Below are 10,663 nucleotides of genomic sequence, written 5' to 3' on the forward strand. Positions count from 1 at the left end.
TTATGCTAATTATCGTTAACCGTATTCAATTTTCTTATTATAGTTCATATTCTTTCTTTGTTATGATGGTTAAAAAACGGGGGAAAGATAGAGAAAAATCCGAAGATGACCAAACGATTTAGGATAACCTATCGGGTGGGTGGAGAGGAATTTGCATTTCTCATCCCGTTTTTCTATCTTTGAACGGTCTAAAAAGTCTATTAACGTTGATATTATATGATTAACATCGTACCGATTTTGGGAAACAGGAAAGATTTTCTTGAACTTCTCCTTCTTGCAGATGAGCAGGAGTCTATGATCGATTTTTATCTGGAGCGTGGAGAAATGTATGCGCTTTATGATGGGGACTTAAAGGCTATTTGTGTGGTAACAGATGAGGGAAACGGAATTTGTGAAATAAAGAATATAGCTACCTATCCTCATTGTCAGCGTAGAGGATATGGGACGCGGTTGGTGAGGTTTCTGTTGGAGCACTACAAAGATCGTTGCCAAACAATGTTAGTGGGTACGGGAGACAGCACTTGTACTATATCGTTTTACGAACAGTGTGGATTCACTTACTCTCATCGGATGCCCGATTTTTTCATCAAGAACTATGACCATCCCATCTACGAGGAGGGGAAACTGTTGCGAGACATGGTTTATCTGAAGATTATTTTCAAACGTGAGCAGGGGACGTCTGTACCCGATTGACATGCCGGGAGTTTAGATGAAGTTTTTCCGTGGCGAAAAAGAAAAGCATATTGCAGAACAGATTATCCGCTCCTGCAGAGTTGCCGCAAAACAGCTTCGAAACAACTTCAAAACAGCTTCAAAACAACTTCAAAGCTGCTTCAAAACTGTTTTAAAACTGTTTCAAAGCTGCCGCAAAACATGTGGGGCGAATCATTATTTTTCTGATCAGCGAAGTTGCTCTCAATTGAAGTAGTACAGGAACACGGCGATTCCTTCGAGTGCTTTCTTGGGCTGGTCTTTTATTTCAATGGTGAACTTGATTTCTGCTTTCGCCACGCCGCGCAGATTGGCCAATGCGTGCAGTTTTGCCACCAGGCGGACACTCTGTCCCGACAATACGGCTTGGCCGAACTTCATCTGCTCCATGCCGTAGTTGACCATCATTTTCAGGTTGTTCACTTCGATGATCTGGTTCCACAGGTAGGGCAGGATGGAGAGGGTGAGGTATCCATGTGCGATGGTGGACTTGAAGGGGCTTTCTTTTTGGGCGCGTTCCGTATCTACATGTATCCACTGATGGTCCAGCGTGGCGTCGGCAAACAGGTTGATGCGTTCTTGCGAGAGTTCCACGTAATCGGAAATGCCAATCTGCTGGCCTACCAGTTTCTCTAAGTCTTCGTACGAATTGATAATTACTTTTTCCATTATTCTGTATATTAGTTAGCTCTATGGTTGATAATGCTTGTGGCGGGCATTGTTTGTACATGCTCCGCCAAGCGTGAAAATCGGTAACAAATATACTTCATATTCCGGCAACTTGCAAAAAGTCGGGTATCCTTTTTTCTAATCAAAAAGGTTTTCCTATTTTTGTGACAAACATTACGAGGGATGAAACTGAAGGAAAAATTCACGGCACTGATGAATGATCAGGCTCTGAAACGGAAACTGTATGTTATTATATTCGAGGCGGATACGCGTGCTGGTAAGCTGTTTGACGTTGTGCTGATCTGGTGCATTTTGCTTAGTATCGCGCTTGTCATATTGGAGAGCCTGCAGGGGTTGTCGGTGTGGCTGAAGACTCCTTTCATTGTGATGGAGTATCTGCTGACGGCATTCTTCACGTTCGAGTATGTCACCCGGCTGTATTGTTCGCCACGTCCTGTGAAGTATGCCTTCAGTGCTTTCGGCTTGATTGACTTGCTGGCGACGTTACCCCTTTATCTGGCTTTCTTGTTGCCCAGGGCGCGTTATCTGCTTATAGTGAGGGCTTTCAGGCTGATACGTATCTTTCGGGTGTTCAAGTTGTTCACTTTCTGGATAGAAGGGCAAATGCTGCTGACGGCGCTGCGCGACAGTAGCAGGAAGATAGCTGTGTTTTTCGTGTTCGTGCTGATTCTGGTGATAAGCATCGGGACGCTGATGTATATGGTCGAGTGCGGAAATCCCGATACGCAGTTCTGCGATATTCCGAATAGCATATATTGGGCGTGCGTCACGCTGACTACCGTGGGGTATGGCGATATCACGCCGGTTACGGGCTTGGGCAAGTTCCTGTCCGGCTGCGTGATGCTGATAGGTTATACGATTATTGCAGTGCCCACGGGCATCGTCTCCGTGTCATTGATGAAGAGACAGGAAAGGAGTGCGGCAAAAGAGTGTCCCAATTGTCACCGGAGGGGGCACGACGAGACGGCGAAATATTGCAAGTATTGCGGAGCCGACTTGGAGGGGGAAGCTGAATGACGCGCCTTAGGACTGATATATCATAATATAAAGACTGACATATCATAATATAAAGACTGACATATCATAATATAAAGAATAATATACCATAACATAAGGATAAGATGGAACAGAATTTCATTACTCAGACAGAGTTTACCTTACGTCCCCGTTCGCGAGGTTTTCATTTGATAACGGAGGAGATTGTGCGCAACTTGCCCCGGTTGCCGCAGGCAGGCGTCTTGCATCTTTTCATCAAGCATACCAGTGCGGGACTGACTATCAATGAGAATGCCGATCCGGATGTGCGGACAGATATGGAAGCTATTTTCGATCGCTTGGTGCCGGAGCGGGAAACTTATTATACGCATGTCTGCGAAGGGGATGACGACATGCCTGCCCATGCCAAGTCGACGTTGGTGGGAAACAGCCTCACCATACCCGTCACTGGCGGCAGGCTGAACATGGGCATTTGGCAAGGCATATATCTTTGCGAATTCCGCAATCGGGGTGGGGGACGAAGAGTTGTGGCAACCGTCATCGGACAGTAATCGGCTATGGAGATGAAGATTTCGGCCTCCCGCATCCGGCCTGCAACGGAACAGGACTATCAGGCGTTGACGGAATTGTGGGAAGCTTCCGTACGTAGCACGCACCACTTCTTGAGTGAAGAGGATATCCTGTTCTACAAACCCTTGGTCCGCGACGTTTATTTCCCTGCGGTGGAACTCCATGTCGTAGAGAATCCTGCGGGACGACCTGCCGGATTCGTGGGAGTCAGTGACGAACTGATTGAGATGTTGTTCGTTCATCCCGACGAACATGGAAAAGGATATGGAAGCGCCTTGCTCCGGTTTGCCGTAGAAGAGAGGGGACTCCGACGGGTGGACGTCAACGAGCAGAACGGGAAGGCTCTCTCGTTCTACCTGCACCGGGGCTTTGAGGTGACGGGCAGGGATGAAACGGATGCGCAAGGCAAGCCTTTCCCTATCCTGCACATGAAGGTGGGGGAGTTGTGAGAGAGTTGCGAGAGAGTTTTATGAGGGAATTGAGAGAGGGTTATGAGAGAAATACGGAGTGTGAACTGTAGGGTTGCCAAACGGTGAAAATAGAAAACGTCCTGAGCGAAAACAATACTGAATAAAATTTAAACAGTCTCCAAATAAAAAATAGATACTCTCCGAACAAAAAACAAACACTCTCTGAGCACAACTTAAACACTCTCTGAGCACAACTTAAACACTCTCTGAACAAAATTTAAAGAGTATCTAAAGAACCAAGAAAATTTGCTCCATTCCCGCAAATATCGTATATTCGTCCTCCAAACCCAATTCTGTTTAGAACATGAAAAAGAACTCCATACATATCATCCTCGTCGCTTCGGTGGCCCTGTGTGCAGGTGTCGCACTCCCTTTCCTGCTGGGACACAGCGCGATAGACACGGAACAACAGTCGGTGAAGTCGGAAGTCCCCTACTGCGTCACTTCCCCCGTCGTGCCGGACAAAATCAGCTTTGCCGGACAGGACGTAGACCTGACACGCTATGACCTTCGCGAACGCATGGACCGCGAACAGCTGGCATTCACCTACATGCACTCCACCACCATGCTCACCATCAAGCGCGCCAACCGCTTCTTCCCCCTCATCGAACCGATACTGAAAGAGAACGGCCTCCCCGATGACCTCAAATACCTTGCCGTGATAGAAAGCAACCTGGACCCCCTTGCACGTAGTTCGGCAGGAGCCGCTGGCATGTGGCAATTCATGCAGACCACCGGAAGGGAGTACGGCCTCGAAGTCAACACCAATGTCGACGAGCGCTATCATGTGGAAAAAGCCACCCGGGCAGCCTGCAAGTACCTGAAAGACGCCTATCAGAAATACGGTGACTGGCTTAGCGTGGCTGCTTCCTACAACGGCGGACAGGGACGCATCTCCACAGAACTGAAACGCCAACTTGCCGACCAAGCCACGGACCTTTGGCTGGTGGAGGAGACTTCCCGCTACATGTTCCGCCTGCTTGCCGCCAAAGCCATCATCAGTGCCCCGCAGCGCTACGGCTTCTTGCTGAAACGGGAGCAGCTCTATCCGCCCATCCCCTGCACGGAAACCTCGGTCGATACCGCCATCGACGATCTGGTGCAGTATGCCCGAAGCCGGGGAATCACGTATGCCCAACTGAAGGATGCCAATCCTTGGCTGCGCGACACCTCGCTGCAAAACAAGAGCAGACGCACCTATGTACTGAAGATACCTACGCAGGCAGGTATGCACTATGACCCACGGAAGACAGTGCCTTACAATAAGAATTGGGTCATCGACTGAGACTGTGCCGCGCTGCATGGCTTCGCGCCTCTCCGGAGAGAGTTTGTCAAGGCTTCTTCGCCTGTCCGGAGAGTGCTTGTCGCTGCTTCTCCGCTTGTCCGGAGAGAATTTGTCAAGGCTTCTTTGCCTGTCCGGAGAATACTTGTCACTGCTTCTCCGTCAGATGTTTCCAGTAGCGCACGGGCATGTCCTGCCTGTGCTTCCGCGGATTCAGCCGCTCCTTGATGCAGATGGACTTGAAGTACGTTTTCCATAGTTGCTGGAAGAGCTTTTCGTCCTTGTCCATCAGGCTCTCGTCCAGCATGCCGGTGACAAGATGTCCCTCGCGGGAACCCTCTTCGAAGGTGACCGGCCGTACCTCCTTCAAGTCATAATAGAAACCATATGCACGCCTGATGTCATACACCAGCCACGGCTGGCCGGCGAATCTGTCCTTGAAATGGTCCACCACCAGCGGAAGCGCATTCTTCTCCGGTTCGACCGCCGCAAAGAAAGTGCCGTCGGCCGATTTCTGAAAGCGGATGAACTGCATCAGGCGGATACGTTCCCAGTCCACTCTTTTCCACATGCGCGACATCGCCAGCACATCCGCATCGGCAAAGTTTGTCTCAATGGAGCGAGCCGCGTCAATCGTCTTGCGGATATAGCGGAATATCAACATCGGAGTCTCCGCCTCTTCCGCCAGCCAGCACTGGGCAAGGCAGGACAGGGCACCGTGGGAGAGCTTCTTCTGCAGGCCACGCCACACGCGTCCTGCCTTCTCTTCTTCTGTAATCACCGTGAACACCTCGTCGTGAAACAAAGGCAACGGCTCGCCCTCAGGCAGGATGATGTCAGGAAAACTCCGGCGGGAATACGCCTCGAACACGCACGTCAACACTCCTTCGAAGGTATTGTCAAAAACGAACACAATCATAAAGCTGCATTTTTAAGGAAACGATATCTCTGTTATCAGGAAACGGTATTTTCATTACATCTTCATTATCAGGGAACAATCTTTTCATTATATCTTCATTGTCAGAGAATGACACCTCTTATTATTAGGAAGCGGCTCTTTTATTATTAAGCAGCGGCTTTCTTATTCTCTGAACGACGCCCTTATTCATCCCGGAAATCGAGTAGCAATTGCCTTTCGTCCATTCTCTTTTTATTGGGCTTGGCGATTAACAGGCTGCGTACCCTCTGCGGACTTATTTCGTTCACGGTCTTCATCGGCAACTCGTGACACGTAATGAAATATTGCGCCTTTTTCATCACCACCCCCATCTTCTTCAACTCATAGAACCCTAATCTGGAGAAGCGTCGGGAGGCAACGATCAGTCTTGCCGACTTTACCCCAACCCCGGGAATGCGCAACAACATCTCATAATCCGCCCGGTTGATGTCTACAGGGAACTGCTCAGGATGACGCAAAGCCCACGACAACTTAGGATCTATCTCCAAATCCAGGTCGGGATAAGCATCATCCACTATTTCCTCTACCTTGAACTGGTAGAAACGCATCAACCAGTCCGCCTGGTAAAGACGGTTCTCGCGCACCAACGGCGGCTGCTTCAAAGCAGGCAGACGAGTATCGTACGCATTCACGGAGATATAACCGGAATAGTAGACCCGCTTCATCGTAGGTCCCTGATAAAGAGCCGACGAAAGATGCAGGATGTCTTTGTCCGTCTCTGCCGTAGCCCCCACAATCATCTGAGTGCTCTGTCCGGCAGGTGCGAAACGTGGCGCATGACGGTGCTTCTTCCGCTCCTCCGAACTCTCCAAGACCCCCTGCTGGATGTAACGCATCGGGGCGTACACGCTTTTATGGTCCTTCTCCGGAGCCAACAGTTTCAGATTCTCCTCTTTCGGGATTTCGATATTGACACTGAGACGGTCGGCATACAATCCCGCCTCGTTCACCAACTCACGGCTGGCTCCGGGAATACTCTTCAAGTGGATATAGCCATTGAAACGATGGATGGTGCGCAGGTCTTTTGCCACACGTACTAGACGCTCCATCGTATAGTCGGGATTTCTGACAACCCCGCTGCTGAGGAACAGTCCTTCTATGTAGTTACGGCGGTAGAACTCCATCGTCAGGTCTACGAGCTCGCTTACGGCAAGCGTAGCGCGTGGCAGGTCGTTGGAGCGCCGGTTGATGCAATAGGCGCAATCGTAGATACAGTAGTTTGTCAGCATTATCTTCAGCAGGGAGATGCAACGGCCGTCTTCGGCAAAGCTGTGGCAAATGCCCCATCCGCCTACAGTGTTGCCCAGCATGCCCGGCTTGTTGGAACGTACGGTTCCGCTGGAGGCACACGATACATCATATTTAGCTGATTCAGCCAGTATCTTCAGTTTATTAAGGACGTTCTCATTCATATCAGATACTCGATATTACTGCGATCAAAAATAGTAATTCGGAAAGTATGAAGCAAACAGAGGTTGGTTAAGGACATGAAAAAAGACTACTCTGTACGAGAGCAGTCTTTTTCATGTCCTGAGTAAGCTTGCTATTATTTAGCAGCTTCCAAAGATGCTTTACGGAAAGCCTTCATAGCCTTTTCAATTTCCAGAGAAGCCTTGCGTGCACGAGTACCAGCAGCTTTGTTACCATTCTCCAACTGAGCTTTTGCATCTTTCTCGAATGCTGCATACAATTCAGCAACTTTTTCAACTAATTCTTTCATAATCCTTTTCTTATTAGTATTACTTCGTTAATAATGTTTGGCAAAAATACATTCTTTCTTGAAATAAATGCAGAAAAACAATATTTTTTTTGAATTTATCCGTAAAAATAGCACAAAAAAGCATCCTCTTGCATTTTTTATCTACTTTTGCAGGCATGAAATCCCTTACAGATACAGAATATATACATCTGCTTATTGCCGAAGGCGAACATCAAAAGCAGGACTTTAAGTTTGAAATATCCGATGCGCGGAAGATAGCGAAAACACTCTCCGCTTTTGCCAATACGGATGGCGGACGGCTGCTTATCGGAGTAAAGGACAACGGAAAAATAGCCGGAGTGCGTTCCGATGAAGAGCAATATATGATAGAGGCGGCTGCACAAATCTATTGTCTGCCGGAGGTGAACTATAGCATGCGGACCTTTCATGCCGAAGGTCGCAATGTGCTGGTGGTGCAGATTGAAGAGAGCTTGCGAAAACCTGTTTATGCTAAAGACGAAACGGGAAAACCGTTGGCTTATTTGCGTATCAAAGACGAAAACATACTTGCCACGTCGGTACACTTGCGGGTGTGGCAACAAAGCTGTAATCCGCGTGGTGAGCTGATGGCTTATACCGAGCGGGAAAAAATGTTGCTTGACCTCTTGGAGAAAAATGAGTGCCTTTCTTTGAACCAATATTGTAAGTTGGCGCATCTGTCGAGGCGTGCCGCCGAACATTTGCTGGCGAAACTGATCCGCTTTGAGATTGTAGAGCCGGTATTTGAGGGACATAAATTTCATTTCAGGCTAAAGTGAGGTATCTATGATGTATTCTTATTATGTTATGTTTTAGAGGAAGTGTCATAATGTCCAAATTGAAAGAATCATTCCTGCTAAAGCTATTTGTAGCAGGGGTGATTTTCTCAAAAAAGGAGTTTTGACACCTCTCTCTGTTTACAAAGGTTCAGTTTACAATGACTTAGTTTATAATGGCTCAGTTCACAAGTTTATAGGGAGTAAAGTAAAAGTATGGGTTATAACTCTTGGTTTTATGACAAGCAAGCATTTTCCCTTGTCTCTTCATCTTCTCGTCTCCTTGTTCTTTTATTCTTTTGTTCTCATATCCTTTTGTTCCCTGCGAAAGTTGAGCTTGCGAAACTTGAGTAATATGATTTATGCAACTATTGGTGTAAATCAACTTATTTCGTATTTTTGCAGCCATAATTGATAATTAACAGTTGACAGTTGGCAATTGATAATTAGCAGTTGACAATTGATAAATCATAAATCATAAATCACATGGGTATATTCTCCAGATTATTTAAAAAAAACTCCGAAACAGTCTCTTCTAAAAATGTAGAGGATTTTGTTTCACTGACACGTGTCTATTTTCAATCTGTAATTGCCGCTAATTTAGGCATTACCAATATCCGTTTCGTTCCGGATGTCGCTAATTTCAAACGTCTATTTAAAGTTCCGACTCAAGGTGGGCGGTTAGGACAAGCCGAAAAGGCGGCTTCGCGCAAAATGCTGATGCAGGACTATGGACTGAGTGAAAGTTTCTTTAAAGAGATAGATGCTTCCGTGAAGAAGCATTGCCGTACACAAAATGACGTACAGGCATATCTGTTCATGTATCAGGGTTTCTCGCAAGACTTGATGATGCTGATGGGCAACTTGATGCAGTGGAAGTTCCGTGTACCTTCTTTCTTTAGAGGGGCATTGCGCAGTATGACTGAAAAGACCGTGCATGATATCTGCACAAAGAGCGTCTGGAAGAAAGATGATGTGCATAAAACAGCTATGGCTATACGCCAGTATAAGGAGCGTTTGGGCTATTCGGAGCAATGGATGACGGAATATGTATATAACATCATCTTGTTTGCCAAACAGGAAAAAAAGAGTAACGATAAGGAAGAAAAGTAAATCCTGATCAGAAAGCGGGAAAGGAGTTAACGGGAGTTGTTGGTCAACACACTTGTTCTGTTGAAAGTCTTATTAAATGGAGGATTGAAAGTATATTAAGTCGAAAGCTTATTAAGTCGAGAGTTTGTTAAGTTGAAAATTGATAGTTAAATGCATTACCATTGACTGATAATGTGCTCAACTCTTCATTTCCCATTTTCAAATTCCGAAAGTATTAGCTTTAACTCCTAAGTGAACGAAGCGATAATCTCCATTGTCTCCTAATAACTTCTTTCCATAATGATTTTATATATAAGAATGGAAGTAGAGCAACATCCTTTAGAGCCTTTTCTCCCTGCCAATGCCCGATTGTTGATGTTAGGGAGTTTTCCACCCCAGAAGAAACGCTGGTCAATGGAGTTTTATTACCCTAATTGGAATAACGACATGTGGCGGATTACGGGGTTGCTGTTTTTCAATGACAAAACTTATTTTCTGAATGAAGCGGCAAAAGTTTTCGATAAAGAACGTATTATCCGGTTTCTTCAGGAAAAAGGTATTGCTTTGTTTGATACGGCTACGGCGATACGTCGGTTGCAGGACAATGCTTCCGATAAGTATTTGGAAGTAGTAAAGCCTACGGATGTGAAAGCCCTGCTTCATAAGATTCCGGTATGCAAGGCGATTGTAACAACGGGTGAAAAAGCTACCGAGACTTTATGTAGTCTGTTCTGCCTTGAAAGACCTAAAGTGGGGGATTTCTCAGAATTTCTTTTTGAAGGAAAACCTATGCGTCTTTACCGGATGCCTTCTTCTTCGCGTGCTTATCCGCTTGCCTTGGAGAAAAAAGCGGCATCCTATCGCTTGATGTATCAAGATCTACAAATGTTGTGATGGCGCTCTCGTTTGAGAGGTTATCGAGTGGGAGATTCTCGAATAATTCCTTCTAATTTCCCGTTGATTACTTGATAATGTATTATTTCGTATTGTCATTATCCTCTTTGTGATCTTTTATCTATAAAATAATTGCGTAGACCTCTTGTTTATTTAAAACTTTGCATTACCTTTGCAACCGCAAACACGGGAGTAGCTCAGTTGGTAGAGCACCGGTCTCCAAAACCGGGTGTCGGGAGTTCGAGCCTCTCCTCCCGTGCAAGGGTAAAAAGCTGTAAGTCAATCACTTGCGGCTTTTTACCGTTTGTAAGTCGGACGAAAGTCGGACACTTTTAATCCTTGATTGTTTAACATCCTACGTTTTCATGCCTGAAAAACGTAGAAAAAAATGTTTTCAAGACAAAGAAAAGGTTCTCCTTTAGCAGCAATAGTGGGTCAGCGGATTTTTCCGGTGGGCGAAGAAGATGTCAAGAGTATAGTGTTGCC

General features: G+C 46.4%; 12 protein-coding genes and 1 tRNA gene. 9 read left to right on the forward strand and 4 right to left on the reverse strand.

Translation table 11 applies throughout. The features are described from left to right. Window positions 1-216 precede the first annotated feature (216 nt). Window positions 217-693: a GNAT family N-acetyltransferase gene (locus QZ323_RS13900; protein WP_294635300.1), complete on the forward strand. Its 477-nt coding sequence runs from the start codon at window positions 217-219 to the stop codon at window positions 691-693. 222 nt (window positions 694-915) lie between these two features. Here the strand turns inward: QZ323_RS13900 and QZ323_RS13905 are convergent, their stop codons facing one another. Further along, a complete protein-coding gene (locus tag QZ323_RS13905; protein WP_294635301.1) occupies window positions 916-1,380 on the reverse strand; it encodes a MaoC family dehydratase in 465 nt (154 codons plus the stop codon). A gap of 183 nt (window positions 1,381-1,563) precedes the next feature. Here QZ323_RS13905 and QZ323_RS13910 point away from each other — a divergent pair, with 183 nt between their 5' ends. The 4 genes from QZ323_RS13910 (at window position 1,564) to QZ323_RS13925 (ending at window position 4,722) form a co-directional block, all read left to right on the forward strand. Beyond that, the gene (locus tag QZ323_RS13910) at window positions 1,564-2,418 is read left to right on the forward strand and encodes an ion transporter (protein WP_294635302.1); all 855 of its coding nucleotides are present in this window, start codon (window positions 1,564-1,566) and stop codon (window positions 2,416-2,418) included. A 104-nt stretch (window positions 2,419-2,522) separates the two neighbouring features. Continuing rightward, on the forward strand, window positions 2,523-2,948 hold the full coding sequence (locus QZ323_RS13915; RefSeq protein ID WP_294635303.1) for a secondary thiamine-phosphate synthase enzyme YjbQ: 426 nt from the start codon (window positions 2,523-2,525) through the stop codon (window positions 2,946-2,948). A gap of 6 nt (window positions 2,949-2,954) precedes the next feature. Beyond that, window positions 2,955-3,416 (forward strand): GNAT family N-acetyltransferase, encoded by a 462-nt coding sequence (locus QZ323_RS13920; protein WP_294635304.1) that lies wholly within the window; start codon window positions 2,955-2,957, stop codon window positions 3,414-3,416. A 325-nt stretch (window positions 3,417-3,741) separates the two neighbouring features. After that, window positions 3,742-4,722, forward strand: coding sequence for a lytic transglycosylase domain-containing protein (locus QZ323_RS13925; protein WP_294635305.1), 981 nt, complete (start codon window positions 3,742-3,744; stop codon window positions 4,720-4,722). 145 nt (window positions 4,723-4,867) lie between these two features. Here QZ323_RS13925 and QZ323_RS13930 read toward each other — a convergent pair whose 3' ends face one another. The 3 genes from QZ323_RS13930 to QZ323_RS13940 all read right to left on the reverse strand — a co-directional run bounded on the left by QZ323_RS13930 (window position 4,868) and on the right by QZ323_RS13940 (window position 7,397). Beyond that, window positions 4,868-5,638, reverse strand: a complete 771-nt coding sequence (locus QZ323_RS13930) for a TIGR03915 family putative DNA repair protein (RefSeq protein WP_294635306.1) — start codon at window positions 5,636-5,638, stop codon at window positions 4,868-4,870. A 182-nt stretch (window positions 5,639-5,820) separates the two neighbouring features. Then, window positions 5,821-7,089, reverse strand: a complete 1,269-nt coding sequence (locus QZ323_RS13935) for a putative DNA modification/repair radical SAM protein (protein ID WP_294635307.1) — start codon at window positions 7,087-7,089, stop codon at window positions 5,821-5,823. A gap of 134 nt (window positions 7,090-7,223) precedes the next feature. After that, window positions 7,224-7,397: a histone H1 gene (locus tag QZ323_RS13940; RefSeq protein WP_106068360.1), complete on the reverse strand. Its 174-nt coding sequence runs from the start codon at window positions 7,395-7,397 to the stop codon at window positions 7,224-7,226. Window positions 7,398-7,552: 155 nt separating this feature from the next. Here QZ323_RS13940 and QZ323_RS13945 point away from each other — a divergent pair, with 155 nt between their 5' ends. The 4 genes from QZ323_RS13945 to QZ323_RS13960 all read left to right on the forward strand — a co-directional run bounded on the left by QZ323_RS13945 (window position 7,553) and on the right by QZ323_RS13960 (window position 10,436). Continuing rightward, a complete protein-coding gene (locus QZ323_RS13945; RefSeq protein WP_294635308.1) occupies window positions 7,553-8,194 on the forward strand; it encodes an ATP-binding protein in 642 nt (213 codons plus the stop codon). Between the two features lie 483 nt (window positions 8,195-8,677). Next, window positions 8,678-9,304: a hypothetical protein gene (locus QZ323_RS13950; RefSeq protein ID WP_294635309.1), complete on the forward strand. Its 627-nt coding sequence runs from the start codon at window positions 8,678-8,680 to the stop codon at window positions 9,302-9,304. 297 nt (window positions 9,305-9,601) lie between these two features. Continuing rightward, on the forward strand, window positions 9,602-10,177 hold the full coding sequence (locus QZ323_RS13955; RefSeq protein WP_294635310.1) for a uracil-DNA glycosylase family protein: 576 nt from the start codon (window positions 9,602-9,604) through the stop codon (window positions 10,175-10,177). A 186-nt stretch (window positions 10,178-10,363) separates the two neighbouring features. Next, window positions 10,364-10,436: transfer RNA gene (locus tag QZ323_RS13960), tRNA-Trp, on the forward strand. Window positions 10,437-10,663: the final 227 nt, after the last annotated feature.

It is taken from the genome of uncultured Bacteroides sp., from assembly GCF_910585845.1.
Taxonomy (GTDB): domain Bacteria; phylum Bacteroidota; class Bacteroidia; order Bacteroidales; family Bacteroidaceae; genus Bacteroides.

Excerpts from the sequence above, each read along its gene's own strand:
- QZ323_RS13900 (WP_294635300.1), top strand. The coding sequence starts at position 217 with ATGATTAACATCGTACCGATTTTGGGAAACAGGAAAGATTTTCTTGAA.
- QZ323_RS13905 (WP_294635301.1), bottom strand. The coding sequence starts at position 1,380 with ATGGAAAAAGTAATTATCAATTCGTACGAAGACTTAGAGAAACTGGTA.
- QZ323_RS13910 (WP_294635302.1), top strand. The coding sequence starts at position 1,564 with ATGAAACTGAAGGAAAAATTCACGGCACTGATGAATGATCAGGCTCTG.
- QZ323_RS13915 (WP_294635303.1), top strand. The coding sequence starts at position 2,523 with ATGGAACAGAATTTCATTACTCAGACAGAGTTTACCTTACGTCCCCGT.
- QZ323_RS13920 (WP_294635304.1), top strand. The coding sequence starts at position 2,955 with ATGGAGATGAAGATTTCGGCCTCCCGCATCCGGCCTGCAACGGAACAG.
- QZ323_RS13925 (WP_294635305.1), top strand. The coding sequence starts at position 3,742 with ATGAAAAAGAACTCCATACATATCATCCTCGTCGCTTCGGTGGCCCTG.
- QZ323_RS13930 (WP_294635306.1), bottom strand. The coding sequence starts at position 5,638 with ATGATTGTGTTCGTTTTTGACAATACCTTCGAAGGAGTGTTGACGTGC.
- QZ323_RS13935 (WP_294635307.1), bottom strand. The coding sequence starts at position 7,089 with ATGAATGAGAACGTCCTTAATAAACTGAAGATACTGGCTGAATCAGCT.
- QZ323_RS13940 (WP_106068360.1), bottom strand. The coding sequence starts at position 7,397 with ATGAAAGAATTAGTTGAAAAAGTTGCTGAATTGTATGCAGCATTCGAG.
- QZ323_RS13945 (WP_294635308.1), top strand. The coding sequence starts at position 7,553 with ATGAAATCCCTTACAGATACAGAATATATACATCTGCTTATTGCCGAA.
- QZ323_RS13950 (WP_294635309.1), top strand. The coding sequence starts at position 8,678 with ATGGGTATATTCTCCAGATTATTTAAAAAAAACTCCGAAACAGTCTCT.
- QZ323_RS13955 (WP_294635310.1), top strand. The coding sequence starts at position 9,602 with ATGGAAGTAGAGCAACATCCTTTAGAGCCTTTTCTCCCTGCCAATGCC.